The organism is Bombilactobacillus sp. ESL1097, from assembly GCF_058107205.1.
The window spans coordinates 191,350-208,057 of the sequence record NZ_JBYLUB010000001.1; the positions used below are offsets into that span (position 1 = coordinate 191,350).

The 16,708-nt window shown below is 40.5% G+C and carries 13 protein-coding genes; 6 read left to right on the top strand and 7 right to left on the bottom strand.

The features are described 5' to 3' along the window. Positions 1-7: 7 nt before the first annotated feature. From AC3B6D_RS00845 to AC3B6D_RS00870, 6 genes are all read left to right on the top strand, one after another. Positions 8-679 (top strand): C40 family peptidase, encoded by a 672-nt coding sequence (locus tag AC3B6D_RS00845; protein ID WP_489769267.1) that lies wholly within the window; start codon positions 8-10, stop codon positions 677-679. Positions 680-1,291: 612 nt separating this feature from the next. After that, positions 1,292-2,563 carry an isochorismate synthase gene (locus tag AC3B6D_RS00850; RefSeq protein ID WP_489774704.1) on the top strand — a complete coding sequence of 424 codons (1,272 nt, stop codon included), beginning with the start codon at positions 1,292-1,294 and terminating at the stop codon, positions 2,561-2,563. Positions 2,564-2,604: 41 nt separating this feature from the next. Beyond that, on the top strand, positions 2,605-4,332 hold the full coding sequence (gene menD / locus AC3B6D_RS00855) for a 2-succinyl-5-enolpyruvyl-6-hydroxy-3-cyclohexene-1-carboxylic-acid synthase (protein WP_489774705.1): 1,728 nt from the start codon (positions 2,605-2,607) through the stop codon (positions 4,330-4,332). Continuing rightward, the gene (menH, locus tag AC3B6D_RS00860; protein WP_489774706.1) at positions 4,322-5,131 is read left to right on the top strand and encodes a 2-succinyl-6-hydroxy-2,4-cyclohexadiene-1-carboxylate synthase; all 810 of its coding nucleotides are present in this window, start codon (positions 4,322-4,324) and stop codon (positions 5,129-5,131) included. Before menD ends, menH begins: the two co-directional genes overlap by 11 nt. After that, positions 5,121-6,227, top strand: a complete 1,107-nt coding sequence (menC, locus tag AC3B6D_RS00865; RefSeq protein WP_489774707.1) for an o-succinylbenzoate synthase — start codon at positions 5,121-5,123, stop codon at positions 6,225-6,227. The genes menH and menC overlap by 11 nt, the downstream gene beginning before the upstream one ends. Before the next feature lie 13 nt (positions 6,228-6,240). Further along, positions 6,241-7,401 carry an MFS transporter gene (locus AC3B6D_RS00870; protein ID WP_489774708.1) on the top strand — a complete coding sequence of 387 codons (1,161 nt, stop codon included), beginning with the start codon at positions 6,241-6,243 and terminating at the stop codon, positions 7,399-7,401. A 70-nt stretch (positions 7,402-7,471) separates the two neighbouring features. On the opposite strand, the gene AC3B6D_RS00875 is transcribed toward AC3B6D_RS00870, so the two are convergent. The 7 genes from AC3B6D_RS00875 to hflX all read right to left on the bottom strand — a co-directional run bounded on the left by AC3B6D_RS00875 (position 7,472) and on the right by hflX (position 16,572). Next, complete coding sequence (locus AC3B6D_RS00875) at positions 7,472-8,425, bottom strand: ABC transporter ATP-binding protein (protein WP_489757030.1); 954 nt, start codon at positions 8,423-8,425, stop codon at positions 7,472-7,474. After that, positions 8,425-9,501 carry an ABC transporter ATP-binding protein gene (locus AC3B6D_RS00880; RefSeq protein WP_489757031.1) on the bottom strand — a complete coding sequence of 359 codons (1,077 nt, stop codon included), beginning with the start codon at positions 9,499-9,501 and terminating at the stop codon, positions 8,425-8,427. Before AC3B6D_RS00880 ends, AC3B6D_RS00875 begins: the two co-directional genes overlap by 1 nt. Before the next feature lie 13 nt (positions 9,502-9,514). After that, positions 9,515-10,534 carry an ABC transporter permease gene (locus AC3B6D_RS00885; protein ID WP_489757032.1) on the bottom strand — a complete coding sequence of 340 codons (1,020 nt, stop codon included), beginning with the start codon at positions 10,532-10,534 and terminating at the stop codon, positions 9,515-9,517. Then, positions 10,534-11,469, bottom strand: a complete 936-nt coding sequence (gene opp3b / locus AC3B6D_RS00890) for an oligopeptide ABC transporter permease (RefSeq protein WP_489757033.1) — start codon at positions 11,467-11,469, stop codon at positions 10,534-10,536. Before opp3b ends, AC3B6D_RS00885 begins: the two co-directional genes overlap by 1 nt. Before the next feature lie 79 nt (positions 11,470-11,548). Next, positions 11,549-13,189 (bottom strand): peptide ABC transporter substrate-binding protein, encoded by a 1,641-nt coding sequence (locus tag AC3B6D_RS00895; RefSeq protein WP_489774709.1) that lies wholly within the window; start codon positions 13,187-13,189, stop codon positions 11,549-11,551. Between the two features lie 184 nt (positions 13,190-13,373). Continuing rightward, positions 13,374-15,017 (bottom strand): peptide ABC transporter substrate-binding protein, encoded by a 1,644-nt coding sequence (locus AC3B6D_RS00900; RefSeq protein WP_489774710.1) that lies wholly within the window; start codon positions 15,015-15,017, stop codon positions 13,374-13,376. A gap of 268 nt (positions 15,018-15,285) precedes the next feature. Beyond that, positions 15,286-16,572 (bottom strand): GTPase HflX, encoded by a 1,287-nt coding sequence (gene hflX / locus AC3B6D_RS00905; RefSeq protein ID WP_489774711.1) that lies wholly within the window; start codon positions 16,570-16,572, stop codon positions 15,286-15,288. Positions 16,573-16,708 lie beyond the last annotated feature (136 nt).

The window sequence follows — 16,708 nt, forward strand, 5'->3', positions numbered from 1 at the left end:
AATTTTCATGATTTCTAAAAAACATTTTCTTAGTTTAATTGCTGCAGGTGTTATTGGTATTTCTACTTCTACATTTTTAAGTCATAATCAAGACGCACAAGCTGCTAATGTTGGTGATGGCGTGACTGTTACTAGCAACAATCAAGTCGGTTTGCGGAGCCAACCAAATAATGCTGGCACTTTAACTGGACAATATGTTTCGAACGGATCTTCTTGGGCTGTGACACAAATTAGTGCTGATGGTCAATGGTATAACTTAGGTCAAAATGATTGGATTCCAGCTAATGATGTTACAGACATGACAGAAGCCCGGAATGCGAAAGTTCAAAAAGTAATTAACATGGCACAAATTCAAGGCGGTAAGCCTTACGTTTGGGGCGCTAAAGGACCAAATTCCTTTGATTGCTCCGGTTTAATGTATTACGTCTTTAAACAAGCTTTAGGTGTCGATATTGGTGGTTACACAGTAGCGCAAGAAAGTGCTGGTCCGAAGGTTTCTGTAAATGATTTACAACCTGGTGACTTAGTTTTCTGGGGTTCACAAGGTAATTCTTATCATGTTGGTTTATACATTGGTAATAATCAATACATTCATGCTCCACAACCTGGTCAAGGTGTTCAAGTTTCCACAATTTCTGGTTACTTCTATCCATCATTTGGTGTGCGGGCAATTAACTAAAACCAATTCAATAAATAATTAAGTTAACCAGCGGCAATTGTAGCTGGTTTTTTTATTGTGTAAAAATATTTGGTCGTTAAGCGATATGAAGTGCAGTGTGTTTATTAGTTCTTAGCTTTTGTCGTAATATTGATCCAGCGCTCCAAAGGCAAGAAACTTTAGTCTTAGTCTAGGTTAGTGCTCAGTTTCTGAACAGCCTTTGTCACAGTGTGTTTATTAGCGCTCCAAACAGCAGAAGTCTGCGTTTAGCTACGAATAAGTCTTCAAGTTTACAAAGCAAAACTTAAGTCCTTTATCTAGGCTATACTCAACTTCTAAGCGCTGCTGGTCGCAGTATTGATCTGGCGCTCCAAGTGTCAAAAGCCTGTGTCTAACTACGAATAAATAATCAAGTTAAAAACCGCAACTTAATTGTTTATTCTAGGTTAGTCCGCGGCTTTTAAGCGACACTTGTCGCAGTGTGTTTATTAGCGCTCCAAAAACCAAAAGTTTGCGTTTAACTACACCTAAAAACTCAAGTCAAAGACCGACTTAAGCTTTTAGGTTAGGTTAATCCTCAACTTTTAACCGGTTTTTGTCGCAGTATTGTATGATAGAAAAGAGAAGCAATCCATGACACAATTAAAAGTATATACAACAGTTTTACCGCCTGAAATTCAACGTTCCCAAATTTTGCAGTGGTTGGCGCAGCAGACCCAAATTTTTTTGTGGGAAAATCCGCCGCGCACGCAACAATTATTTACGGCTGGTAGCGTTTTGCAGGCTAAGAGTTCCCAACCAATTACTATGGGTGCAGCACAAAATTTATTACAAGAAGCTCACACGACGTTACAGTTAACACCTTCTAGTAGTTGGGAAGATGTTAAATTAGTTGGTAGTTTTTTGTTTGATCCGAAAGATCCCCGGAACTCAACTTGGGGCGCTTTACAAAACGGAATTGCCTTCATCCCAGCAGTCAGTTTTTTTCAAACAGCTCAACAATGGCAGTTAACAGTAATTGCCACGGATGAAACCAAGTTAAACGAAATTATTAACACTATTTTGCAGTTACCGAACTTGGCACCCCAGGCGGTACAATTAGTTAATTATCGAGAGCAGGCAGTGGATCAATGGTCAACTGCCGTAGCAACAGCAGTAGCACAAATTAAGCAAACACAATTACAAAAGGTAGTTTTAGCACGACAGGCTACGGCTCAATGTGCGGCTACCAACTGGGTAGCAGTTTGGCTTTATTTGAGTCAAAAGCAACCAGGATATCATATTTTATTAAGTGTGCCAGGAGCTAGTTTTATTAGTATTACGCCGGAGCGGTTAGCTAGTTTCCAAGCGCAGATGGTACAAACCGGTGCAGTGGCTGGTACGATTGCCAATGATGTTGATCAACAAAAGGCAACACAATTGGCCCACGAATTATTACATGATGCCAAAAACCGCCAAGAGCATGATATAGTAGTTCAAGGGATTAAACGAGTTTTACAGCAAGCGCAACTGACGGTGCAAGCACCAGCGACGCCAGAAATCTTAACTACTGCTAATTTGCAACATTTGTACACCCCGATTACAGGTCGCGGCCTAGTTCAACCGTGGTCGATTATTGCACAATTGCATCCAACGCCCGCCTTAGGCGGGATGCCCCAACAATTAGCGGTAGAATTAATCAGGCAGTTGGAACCCCATGCTCGTGGTTTATTTGGGGCCCCCATTGGTTATTTATCCGCTCAACAAACCGGCGAATTTGCGGTTGGTATTCGGAGCGCTTTAATCAAAGATCAGCAATTGGCTTTCTTTGCTGGAGCGGGGATTGTAGCTGATTCCCAGGCTGTTTCAGAGCAAAAAGAGACGGGGCTGAAATTACAATCACTATATCAAGCTTTACAAAATTAAATGCGGATTAATTCGTAAAATTATTGAAGGAAGTAATCACAATGACCATTGGTGAAAATTATTTAACACAACAATTAGCACCATTTTTAGAAACTTTTTTGTCCAACGGGATTACCGAAGTTGTTTTATCACCGGGTTCACGTTCGACGCCGGTGGCGATTTTATTAGGTAAACTCGCAGATTTAAAACGGTTAACGTTACACATAGATGTTGATGAACGTTCGGCGGCTTTTCTGGCGTTGGGCATTGCCAAAACTAAAAAACAGGCGGTGTTATTAGTCTGTACTTCAGGCACGGCTGCGGCTAATTATTATCCAGCAATTTGTGAAGCCCAGGCCAGCAATATTCCCTTATTAATTTTGACGACCGATCGGCCTCCAGAATTGCAACAAGTTGGTGCGCCACAGACGTTGACTCAAGAACGTCTTTACGGTCAACAAGTCAAGGCCTTTTACCAACTACCAACGCCTCAAGCAACTTTACCTACCCAGGCCCAAAAATATTTTAGTTATATTGCCCAAAAAGCTGTGCAATTAGCTTTACAAACACCCCAAGGGCCTGTACACCTTAACTTACCGTTGCGCAAGCCCTTGTTGCCCGCGACCGCACAAGAATTACCAACTGCCCAGCTGTCAGTAGCCCAACAATGGCAGGGCCAAGTAGCCAGTCCACAATTAATTCAGCAAGTTCAGGATTTGTTACGCAATAAAAAAGGCCTCATTCTTGCGGGCCCGCAGGTGGGGACGCAACAAGCTACTGCTAGTGTCCTGGAATTTGCGCACACGATGAATTGGCCGATTATTGCGGATCCTTTGAGTTGCTTGCGAGGACAGGAAGCGGTCTTAACTACTGGCGATTGGTTGTTTCAACAAGCGAATTCTTGGCCTGCTGACCTAAAGCCAGAGGTAATTCTTCGCTTGGGAGCAACACCAGTTTCTGCCGCCTTAAGTGACTGGCTGGCAAAAACGACCATTCCGGTAGTCTATTTAGATGCTAATCGCGCTCAATTAGACCATACGTTAAATACGATCATCGCAATCGCCTTAGCGCCACAGCAATTATTGCCTGCTTTACAATTACCACCCAGTCCAAGTGCTTGGTTGGCTCAATGGCAACAACTTGATCGCCGACTGCGTCAAGTTATAACGCAAGCTGTTACTTCGTCGACGACATTAACGGAACCGCAAATTGCTTGGACCTTAGGGCAGAATCTCCCAGCGGATTCCGCTTTGTTTGTCAGCAATTCCATGCCAATTCGGGAAATTGATGATTATTTTGCTCCCACCAAGCCACAGTTAGTGTTAGCTAATCGAGGTGCAAACGGAATTGATGGGATCAATTCGACCGCGTTAGGGATGGCTAGTCAGCGGTCAAAAAATTCATACTTATACATTGGTGATTTGGCCTTTTTCCATGACCTAACCGGCTTAATGATGGCGCGCCAAGAAAAACTACAACTAACAATCATTGTGCAAAATAATCAGGGGGGCGGCATTTTTTCCTTTTTGCCACAAGCGCAAGAGCCCACACAATTTGAAAAAGTTTTTGGCACTCCTTTAAATTATCAAATTGCCGATGTAGCGCAGTTATTTGGTGGTCAATATTATCGCGCACACAAGCAAAGCGAATTGGCACAATTGCTGGCACAAGAGCAGACGGGTTTGACCATTATTGAAGTTACGACTAAGCGTCCGTTATTGACACAAATTGATGGTCAAATTAAAGCGGCCGTGGCTACTTTTTGGGAGCAAGACTTTCATGAAAATTAAAATAGCACAGCAAACTTTTTATGTTACTAAAACGGGGCAAGCAACGCCTCATTGGGTATTTTTGCACGGTTTTATGGGAAGTGGTGCCGATTTTGCGCGTATTGGAGCACAATTGCCGGGGACGAGTTGGTATATTGATTTATTAGGTCATGGGCAAACTTCCAAAGTTTACACTGCCTCCACTTATGCCATGGAACAACAAGTGCAAGTTTTAGAGCAGTTATTGCAGCAATTACTGGGTTATCAACCAATTAATCTTGTAGGTTATTCAATGGGTGGCCGCTTGGCATTAGGGTATGCTTTCGCTTATCCCAAACGGTTATTAAATTTGATTTTAGAAAGTAGTACCGCAGGACTAAAAACTGTTGACCAACAAACAGCCCGGCGGGCGCATGATGCTCTGTTAGCGCATCAATTACAAACGCGACCGTTAGTCGAATTTGTTAACCAGTGGGAGCAACTACCATTGTTTGCTTCCCAACGGCAGTTGCCAGCCCAATTACAAGCTCAGATTCGACAACAACGTTTAACTCAAGATCCCAAAGCTTTAGCAGCCAGTTTATTAGGGATGGGAACGGGGGCAATGCCGAATTTTTGGCCTCAATTGGTTCAATTATCCTTACCAGTAACGTTGATTACTGGAGCGCAAGATGCAAAGTTTCGGAAAATAACGCAACAAATGGCGCAACGACTACCACGAGTTCAACGTTACGTAGTGGCACAGGCCGGACATAATGTGCATTTAGAGCAGCCTAAGATTTACCGAATGATTTTACGGAGTTTAGCCGATGCAACTTAAGCAGTTAAAATTATTACCATTAACTTTAACATTAAAGAAACCGTTTGTTTCCGCACATGAAACCATGCAAAAACGCCCCGTCACCTTAGTGGCATTAGCTGATGAACAAGGCAATTGGGGTTATGGGGAAATTGAGGCTTTTCAAACCCCATTTTATACCGCACAAACCCAAGCCATGGCCGTAAGTGTTTTACAGCAATTTTTATGGCCGTTAATTAAGAACCAAGAATTTAGTGATCCTAAGCAAATGTGGCATAAGTTACAAGCAGTCAAAGCTAATAACTTTGCGAAAGCCGCTCTAGATATGGCAATGTGGGACTTATTTGCACAAAGACGGCACCAAAGTTTGGCCGCGGTCTTGGCGGATATTAGTGGCTTACCATATAAAAAACAAGTACCGGTAGGCATTAGTGTCGGCTTGCAGGATTTAGCGGCAACGCGCACTGCTGTGAATAAGGCACTCCAAGCTGGTTATACCCGAATTAAAATCAAGGTCAATGGTAATCAAGATTTACAGCGTATTCAACAATTACGCCAAAGCATGCCCGATTTTAATTTAACGTTGGACGCTAATGGCAGTTTGCGGTGGACAAAAAGCTTAGCGCATGAAATCGATCAATTAAAATTAACCTTTATTGAAGATCCGTTTGCACCCAGTGAATTCCAACAAAGTGCTGACCTACAACAACAAATGCAAACACCGCTGTGTTTTGATGAACCGATTGAGGATGTTCGCAGTGCTTTGACCTCCGTGGCACTGCAACAATGTCAAATCGTTAGTGTTAAATTAGCAGTGATGGGGGGCATTACCCCAGTTTTGCAGTTAATTCCAGCGCAAACGCAACGAAAATTTCTAATGTGGTGTGGCGGTATGTTAGAAGGTGGGATTGGTCGGGCCGCTAATTTAGCACTCGCTAGCTTAGCCAATTTTAATTTTCCGGGTGATTTATCGGCCAACAGTCGCTATTATGAGCATGATTATACGACGAGTTTATTGTTTAATCAGGGCCAGTTACAGGTGCCACAAAAAATTGGTTTGGGAGTACAATTATTACCGGAATATCAACAGTTATTACAGCAACAACCAACTTTATAAATAGGAGTAAGTTATGAAACGAACGCAAACCATTGATTTAAAGTGGCTATTATTGGGGACGCTAATCACGAGTATCGCCATGAGTTTTATTTGGCCTTTGAACACTATTTATATGCATGAAACTCTACATCAAAGTTTGGTTACAGCTGCGGTGGTCTTATGTATTAATCAAGTTGCTACGATGGCAGGGAATGTATTAGGAGGCCATTTATTTGATCATTGGGATCCGTACTATACGATTTTGTTAGGGGTCAGTCTCAATATTGTGGCTTTAGGATGCTTGGTGATTTGGCATGGTTGGCCCAGTTACGCAATTTTAATTACATTGTCTGGTTTTGCGAATGGAATTTCCGCCACTTGTGAAAATTCCTTGGCGACGCATGTCACCAAACGGGCGGCTAGTTACGTGTTTAATGCCACCTATTTCATGTTAAATCTTGGCATTGTGATTGGCACAGCCATTGTGGGCTATATCTTACCATTGGGTATTGCGACAGTTTTTTTGGCCGCAGTTTTGATTCAGATTATCTTTTTAATAGTGGTTTTTTGTTTTTATCGGATTCAAATTACTCCTGCTACACAAACTGCTGGTACTAAAGTCGTACAACAACGTCAGCAAGGCTACTTCGGTAAAATCGTGGGCGCGTTAATTACGGTTTTGTGTGCGTGGCTGGTCTATACACAATGGCAAAGTAATCTATCCACTTTTATGGTTGGTCAAGGTTATCAAGTCAAAGATTATAGTTTACTCTGGACTTTTAACGCAATTGTGATTGTGATCTGCCAACCATTTATTACGCATTTTGACAAGTTTTTGATGCAGCATTTAAGGGCGCGATTAAATGTTGGCTTGGTGCTTTTTATTGGTTCCTTTGTTTTCTTATTGAGTAATCGCCAGTATGTGGGTTATTTTATTGCGATGGGGATTTTAACTTTAGGCGAAATTCTGTTATATCCCGGTATCTCAAGTTGGGTAGCTGCCAAAACGCCTACGGCCATGAGTGGCTATTTTCAAGGGCGCGTGCAAATGTTTACAGCCGCCGGTAAAGCATTGGGTCCCATTTTTGGTGCGGTCATTATTGGCCAGTTAAGTTACCACTGGCTGTTTGCTTTATGTATTGTTGTTTTAATCATCGCTTGCTGTTGCTTCAATCTGCTGTCGCCAAAACATTGATGGTTGTTATTCCATCAAAATAAGCCATGAACTAATTGAGTTCATGGCTTATTTGCTGTGGTAGCAGCTTTTATGCTTGTTGTTGTGCAGCTAATTGTTGATAGTGAGTAATTTCTTCTTCAGTACAAAAAACAGAATGTCCAGGAGTGATCTCGCGTAATTTACGTTGGTGATCCGGATTACTATCTTCAATGGAAGCATCATAAGCAATTCGGGTGCGCTGCCGCTCTAATTCGGGATCTGGCGTAGGCACCGCGGACAGTAAGCTCTTAGTATAAGGATGCAATGGGTGATTATAAACTTCTTCAGCATCACCCATTTCCATTAACTTGCCTTGATGCATTACGGCAATGCGGTCACTAATATATTTAACCATTGATAAATCGTGGGCAATGAAGAGGTAAGTTAAATTACTGCGATTTTGAATGTCTTTCATTAAGTTAACTACCTGTGCTTGAATGGAAACATCCAACGCAGAAATTGGTTCGTCAGCAATAATAAACTGAGGATCAACAGCCAAAGCGCGCGCAATGCCGATCCGCTGGCGTTGCCCACCCGAGAATTCATGCGGGTAACGAGTTGCATGATCAGGATTTAAACCTACGATTTTGAGCAAATCGTTAACACGTTGATCACGTTCTTGGTCATTTTTAACGAGGTGGTGAATGTCTAAACCTTCAGCAATAATATCTTTTACTTTCATCCGCGGGTCTAAGGAAGCATATGGATCTTGGAAAATCATTTGCATTTCACGCCGAAAATTTAACATTTCAGCACTATGATTTTTTATTTGACTTACATCTTGACCGTCAAACAAAATTTTGCCGGCAGTCGGATTGTATAAGCGGATAATACTGCGACCGGTAGTACTTTTACCGGAACCAGATTCACCGACTAAGCCGAAGGTTTCACCTTCATAAATGTCAAAACTAATATCGTCAACCGCCCGGACTTCATTAGGCTTACCAGGACTAAAATACTGTTTTAAATGTTGAACTTGAACGATCTTTTTCTTGTCACTCATTAATTGGTTCCTCCCTCAATGGGATCAGTTATTTGACCATTGTGGAGTAAATGATCATATTCCTGTGCGCGTTTGACAATAGCAGCAGGGGGCTCAACTTTCGGTGCATCGGGGTGCAATAACCACGTAGCCGCATAATGTGTATCGCTGACTTTAAAGAATGGTGGTTGAGCTTCCACATCAATTTTCATAGCATACGGATTCCGGGGGGCAAAAGCGTCGCCTTTGGGTGGATCCAATAAGTCCGGTGGTGTTCCCGGAATGGATGATAGTTTAGTGCCTTTAGTATCTAACGTAGGCATTGAACTTAATAACCCCCAAGTATAAGGGTGTTTTGGTTGATAAAAGATTTCATCAACTGTGCCGTATTCAATAATTTTGCCAGCATACATCACAGCCACGCGATCGGCAATACCGGCCACCACACCTAAGTCATGCGTAATAAAAATAATTGAAGTCTCGAGCTTTTCTTGTAGTTCGCGCATTAAATCAATAATCTGGGCTTGCACGGTAACATCTAAGGCCGTGGTCGGTTCGTCAGCAATTAAGATTTCGGGATAATTGACAATGGCAATAGCAATCACAATTCTTTGCCGTTGGCCACCAGAAAATTGGTGGGGATAATCTTTCATCCGTTCTTTCGCATTCGGAATACCGACTAATTCAAGAACTTCTTGGGCACGTTTGAGCGCCTTTTCTTTGGAAATTTTGCCGTGAATTCGCAGTGGTTCTGCTACTTGTTTACCAATCGGCATTGTTGGATCTAACGAAGTCATCGGATCTTGGAAAATCATTGAAATGTCATTTCCGCGATGATGATCCATTTGTTTTTCTGATTCTTTGAGTAAATCGTTACCTTTATATAAAATTTCCCCATTGGTAATTTGGGCGTTAGAAGCTAACAAACCCATGATACTTCTGGTAGTAACGGACTTACCGGAACCGGATTCACCAACGATGGCGAGCGTTTCACCCTTGCGTAAAGTAAAGCTGACATCTCGAATAGCCTTCACAGTACCGGCAAAAGTTTTAAAATCAATTTGTAAATGTTTAACTTCTAGAATATTATTCGCCATTATGTCAACCTCCTTATTCTGATTTTGGATCAAACGCGTCGCGTAAGCCATCAGCAAATAAATTAAAGGCAATCATTAAAATACAAAGGACTAAAGCGGGGTACCACATTTGATATGGTAAGAACCGGAAAGCTTTTTGACCATCAGATAATAAGGTACCCAATGAAGCGTTTGGAGCGGGAATCCCAATTCCGATGAAACTGAGGAAAGCTTCAAAGAAGATGGCATTGGGAATGGAAAACATCGTTTGAATAATGATTGTTGAAGATAAATTAGGAATTAAATGCTTCATCGCAATTTTGAAGGGTGATTCACCCAAAGTTAACGAAGCCAAAATATATTCTTCTTCTTTTAACTGTAAAGTTTGCGCTCGAATGAGTCGCGCCATCGTGACCCAACTACTAAAGGCAATCGCGATGATAATCGAAGAAAGTCCCGGTTTTAAGACTAATAACAGCAAGATAACAATGATTAAGTTAGGCACGGAAGAAATAATTTCGATAATGCGTTGCAGAACTAAGTCCACCGTCCCACCTTTCCAACCGGAAATAATCCCGTAAGGTAGACCAATTAATAAGTCGACCAAGGTAGCAACCACCGCAATAATTAGTGATAAACGTGTTCCATAAAGGATTCGTGAGAATAAATCACGTCCAAGATAATCAGTCCCTAGAATGTAAGTCCGATTCTTCGGCACATTGTTGGTTTCATAAGGATTAGTTTTAATGCCAGCAGCATTCTTAATTTCTCCACGAAAACCCGGAATATTGGTATTGGCAATACGGGGTGGTAAATTGGCGTAATCGGGATTTTGCGCGTTCGGGTCTCTTGGTGAAAGAATCGGAGCACAAAAAGCTACGACCGCAATTAAGACTAAAACAATAAACGAAACGACCGCGACTTTATCCTTTCTTAAACGCCGCACGGCATCTTGGAAAAAAGTTAATGAAGGTGCGCTAATTTTTTCCTGATTTTGAGTTTGGTCACTACTGAGTTTTTCAAAACTATCAGCTGTGATTTTGAGATCAGCCATTAGTTAGCCCCCTTACTATTAGTTAAGCGAATACGTGGATCGATAATACTATATAAAATATCAGTAATTAATAACATTACCATGAACATGATGGAGTAAAAAATTGTTAAGCCCATGATCGTGGGATAATCGTTGGTCATGATTGACTTGACGAATTGTTCCCCAATACCAGGAATGGAGAAAATGTTTTCAACCACCAAAGAACCAGTTAAGATATTAGCAGTTAACGGTCCTAAAATTGTGATAACTGGAATTAAAGAGTTCCGCAGAGTATGTTTAACCACGGTTTGCCAGCGGGTATTTCCCTTAGCTTTGGATAATTCAATATAATCACTATTTAAGACATCAACCATTTCCGTCCGCATAAAGCGCGCGGTTTGGGCCAACGGCGAAACGGCTAATGCTAGAGACGGTAAGATACTAGACTGCCAACCGTTCCACAACGCGATGGGCAATAGATGCCATTTAAAGGCAATGAAGAACTGTAACAAAACACCTAAGACGAAACTTGGAATTGAAATGCCCACAATGGAAACAAAAGTAGCTAAACTATCAATCCAGTTATTTTTGTTAATCGCAGCAATGGCTCCCAATAAAATACCAAGGAGTGAACCAATAATCATGGCTTGTGCCCCAATCAACATGGAAGGCTTTAAGCGGGTCATGATTAAAGAGAGTACAGGTTGATTATTAAATTGGAACGAGGTTCCAAAATCACCGTGTAATAAGTTAACAATATAAATTAAATATTGTTGCCAAATGGGTTTATTTAAACCGTATTGTTCGTTCATGATTTTTAATTGTGCTGCTGAGAGTTTATCTTGATTTGAAAAGGGCGTCCCAGGCATCAATTTCATCATGAAGAAGGTCACACTAGCAACAATAAATAGTGTTAAAAGCATGTAACCAAGACGCTTGAGTATATATTTGGTCAATGTCACCAACTCCTTTGATATAAAACAAAAACAGAGTTCCAGCGTTACCTGTAACTCCGTTTTCATGAATTAATAATTGCTATTTTTTATGAACACGAAGTGAAGCTGTATCGTAGCTACCTGATGGACCATAATTCAAGTTTTGCACATTTGAGCGGGTCATATGGGCTTCACCAGTTTGATATAGTGGGATAATTCCTTGTTCTTTATTCAGAATATCCTGAGCTTGCTTCATGTCATTCCACCGTGCAGTGGCATTATTGGCATCGTCAGTTAAGCTCTTATTGACTAAGTTATCGTACTGACTATTACTCCAATTGCCATCGTTGTTACTTGCGCCAGTGTTAAAGAGGGTTAAGAAGTTCGATGGATCAGGATAATCGGCATTCCAAGCAGTTACGACTAAATCGAAGTCACCATTCGTAGAACGAGTTAAACGACTCTTAAATGGCACGTTATTCAGGGTAACTTTAACACCAGGTAGTTTTTCAAAGGCATTCTGTAAGAACTCACCTTGTTTTTTGGCAGAATCAGTATCATCACCTAATAAAGTCAAGTTGAACTTCTTACCAGTATTGCCAGTTTCGGCTAAACCTTGCTTCCAGAGCTGTTTAGCTTTGGTAGGATTGTATTCAGCAGTTTTGGCACTTTGTTTGGTTTCACTGACAAAGTCTTGTGATTTATTAGCGGGATCATAAGACATATCCGAAGGAGTAGTGGATAATAGTGGCACACTACCGTCGCCTAAAATTTTGTTAGTTAGTTGCTTACGATCAATCGACATTGCTAAAGCTTGCCGAATTTTTTGGTTCTTAAAGACGGGATCTTTCTTTTGGTTCATCTGCATGTAGAAAGTAGCATTCATTTTCTTAACATTAAAGCCCTTAGAATTCTTCATTTGCTTAGCAGTATCGCCAGTTAAGGTCACATCGTCAAGTTTATTCGATTGGTATAAGTTTAACGCAGTGGAAGGATCTTTAACTACTTGGTATTGCAGCTTTTTAACCTTAACGCGTTTAGCATCCCAATAGTTCGGATTCTTAACTTCATTCCAAGTATTGTCTGGACCGTTCCATTTCTTCAAAGTATAAGGTCCGTTAAAGACTAGCGTTTTAGAACTAGTACCGTATTTCTTACCCCATTTATTAACAACCTTTTTATCCTGTGGGAAGAAAGTTGATGAAGTCATTAATTCATTAAAATAAGGAATTGGTTTTTCTAAATTAACTTGCAAGGTATGCTTGTCTAAAGCTTTAACGCCCAAGGAATTAACCGGCTTTTTGCCATCAGTAATAGCTTTGGCGTTGGCAATACCTTCATAGATATAAGCATATTGCGACTTAGTCTTAGGGTTAACTGTTCTTTGCCAAGCATAGACAAAATCGTTGGCAGTTACAGGATCACCATTGGACCATTTAACATTTTTACGTAATGGGAAAGTATAGGTTAGACCATTGTTAGTTGGCTTAACTACCTTAGTAGCAATCGCTGGTTTCACATCTTTACCATGGTAGCGATATAAACCATCCATTGTATCAGTTAGTGCTTGGGCACCAATGACGTCAGTATTCATGGAAGAATCCATGGTGGCGATCACATCTTTACGCATAATTCGTACAGTATCAGAAGGTGCAGCTGATTTGGAAGAGCCACAACCAGCTAAAACACCGATACTAACGAGTGCTGTTGTGCTAGCAACTAACACTTGTTTTAACTTCATAAAAACCTCTCCTCATTCATAAGCATTTAGTTAAGTTTACAATGTTTAAGATTAAAAGTAAACGGGTAATCTTAAAAATTGCTCATGGGCCAACTAATCTAGCTTCAATCAAAAAAATGCTTATTAATAAGTCGAATAAACTTACTAATAAACATTTAAATGTCATGAGAAAATAGTTCAGTAGTTATTTAATCTTTAAAGTTAACACATCACATTTACCAGCCGGGTCGTATTGCACATCCTTTAAACGTGAGCTCGTCAAGTGAGCTTCACCTTTTTGGTACAACGGTAAGACAGCCTGTTGTTCATTTAAAATATCTTGAGCTTGGACCATATCCTGCCAACGTTTGGTGGCGTTGTTGGAATCAGTGGTTAAACTCTTATTGACGAGATTGTCATAGCTACTATTGTTCCAGTGACCATCATTGTTGCTGGCATCGCTAGTGAACAGTGTTAAGAAATTAATTGGATCGGGATAATCAGCACTCCAACCAGTTACAACTAAATCAAAATCACCTGCATCGGTTTTGCTTAAGCGACTTTTGAAGGGAACGTTATTCAAATTAATTTTGACGCCCGGCAATTTTTCTAATTGGTTTTGTAAGAACTCGCCTTGCTTTTTGGAACCATCAGTATCATCACCTAACAAGGTCCAAGTGAATTTTTTATTAGTTTGACCACTTTCAGCTAAACCTTGACGCCATAATTTTTTGGCTAAAGTCGGATTGTACGTGGTATATTTTTGTCCCGATTTATTAGTAGCTTGCACAAAATCTTGCTGTTTATTGTTGGGGTTATAGGCCATTTGCTTGGGAGTGACTGACGAAACCGGAAAACTACCATCACCTAAAATTTGTTTAGTGAGCTGGGGGCGATCCAGACTCAAAGATAAGGCTTGGCGAATTTTGGCATTTTTAAACAGCGGGTCTTTTCTTTGATTAGTTTGGATATAGAAAGTCGCGTTTAATTTCACAATATTATAGGATTTATCTTTACGCATTTGCTTGGCTGTGTCGCCACCTAAAACCACATCGTCTAATTTCTTGGATTGATAAAGATTTAACGCGGTTGAGGGATCTTTGACCACTTGGTATTGTAATTTTTTAACTTTAACAGCGGAAGCATTCCAATATTGATTATTTTTCACTTCAGTCCAAGTAGTATCGGGACTACTCCAATTGATTAATTTATACGGCCCGTTAAACACTAACGTTTTGGAGCTGGTGCCATATTTTTTGCCCCACTTGGCATTGTTTTTTTGATTTTGAGGTAAAAAAGCATGAGTTGTCATTAATTGACTAAAATAAGGAACCGGTTGATTCAGTTGAACTTGTAATGTATGCCGATTTAAGGCTTTCACGCCCATGGTGGTTACGGCTTTTTTGCCCGCGGAAATGTCCTTGGCGTTGACAATATTCTCAAAAGCATAAGCATATTGGGATTTGGTTTTGGGATTGACCGTTCTTTGCCAGGCATAGACAAAATCTTGGGCAGTTACGGGTTGACCATTGGACCATTTGGCATTTTTCCTTAAAGGAAAAGTATAGGTTAAACCGTTATTGGTCGGGGTCACAATTTTCGTGGCCATGGCGGGTTCTAATTGCTTGCCATGATAGCGATATAATCCTTCCATCGTATTACCTTGGTTTTGGGAACCAATCACATCGGTATTTAAAGAGGGATCCATCGTGGCAATGACATCTTTAGCCATAAATTTAACTGTACTATTGGAACTAGTTTGAGACTGATTCTGAGAATGACAACCAGCTAATAAACTACCAGCTAATAAACAAGTGCTACTTACTAAAAGCATTTTATTAAACTTCATCAACATCACTTCCTTACTAAAAGATTATTCAAAGTGTACCGACTAATAATCTAAAAGTAAATAGTGATATTAAAAATAAATTATATAAAATGATGATAGATTAATGAATATCAAAAAAGCACTGTTTACATAGCGAATTACTATTAAAAAAATTAAAGATTTTGAAGTGGAAGCGGGCAATAAGAATTAATTTGCCAATAGTCGAGGGAGTGCAGCAGAGCAATTTGATTATTTGAGTAATGTGCGATTTTAGTTCAAAGCGTAAAAATTAACTCAGAGGGGCCGGCTTTTGGGCACTAGGTAATCTGAATTTTTGGAGAAGTTTTTTTGCTGCGGGCGCGACTTTGAGTTGGTAGTAGGTCCCAGTTGTGGTGAAGTATTTATCGATAATGGTGAGCTGTGTTTGGATATAATTATCCATTTTGCCGTTAGTGTAGGGAATCAGCACAGCAATAGTTTGGTACTGCTCCGTCAAAAATTGTTCAATCAATTGTAACAATTGCCCAATATCGGCCGGATTTTGAGCGCTATAACGAATGGTATTGCGATTCATAGTCACGGCGTTGGTCTTCGATGTGACTAGATCTAGCTTGTTATATGCGTAGATCATGGGCTTTTGGTTGATGCCAATGGCTTGTAAGGTTTGTTCTGTAATTTGGACCATTTGTTCATGGTGAACATCAGCGGCATCAATGACCTGTACCAATAAGTCGGCATCTTGAGCTTGAGCTAAGGTTGATTTAAAAGCTTCAATTAAGTTATGGGGCAGTTTACTGACAAAGCCGACGGTGTCAGATAATAAAAAATTAGTTTGTCGCGGTAATTTAATTTCCCGCACGGCTGTATCTAACGTGGCAAATAATTGGTCTTTGACTAAAACCTGTTTAGTCGTTTGTTGTTGAACATAATCTAAAATGGCATTTAAAGTGGTTGATTTACCAGCATTGGTATAACCTACCAGTGCCACTTTAGGCAGGCGCGATTGTTGTTGGCGCTGGCTTTGAACTTGTAGTGCGGTGTGCAGATGTTGAAGCTCGTGTTGGAGTTGGGTAATTTGTTGTTGAATGGTCCGGCGGTTTAATTCTAATTGGCTTTCACCGGTGCCACGGTTAGCTAAACCACCACCACGTTGTTGATCTAATGGATTGCCAGAGGGGTGAATACGTGGCAATTGGTATTGCAGCTGGGCAATTTTTACCTGGAGTTGAGCTTGGCGGCTATGAGCTCGTTGATTAAAAATCTGGAGAATTAATTCTGTTCGGTCTAAAAAATTTAACTGCGTCAATTTTTCCAGATTGCGTAACTGAGCCGGGGTGAGTTCATCATTAACAATGATTAACTGAATAGCTTTGCGGTGAGCTAATTGAATAAGTTCTTGAATTTTTCCTTGACCAAAGTAAGTTTGATGATTAATTTGGGCCATATTTTGGGTCAGTTGAGCTTGCGGTTTTAAGTTGGCCGCCAAAGTTAATTGCTTTAATTCGGCCATCGAACTGGAAAAATCACTTTGAAATTGGCTGACACCGATCAGAATAACGGGTATTAGTTGCTGCATAATAGACCTCCTGTAATTTAAGAAAGTGGGCTGATGATTTCAAAAACTAATCTTAATATTATCTATTTTAGCTAAGATAGCTCATGGTGTATATTGAAGTTCTACTAGTTATAACTAAAAAAAGACTGATGTTAGT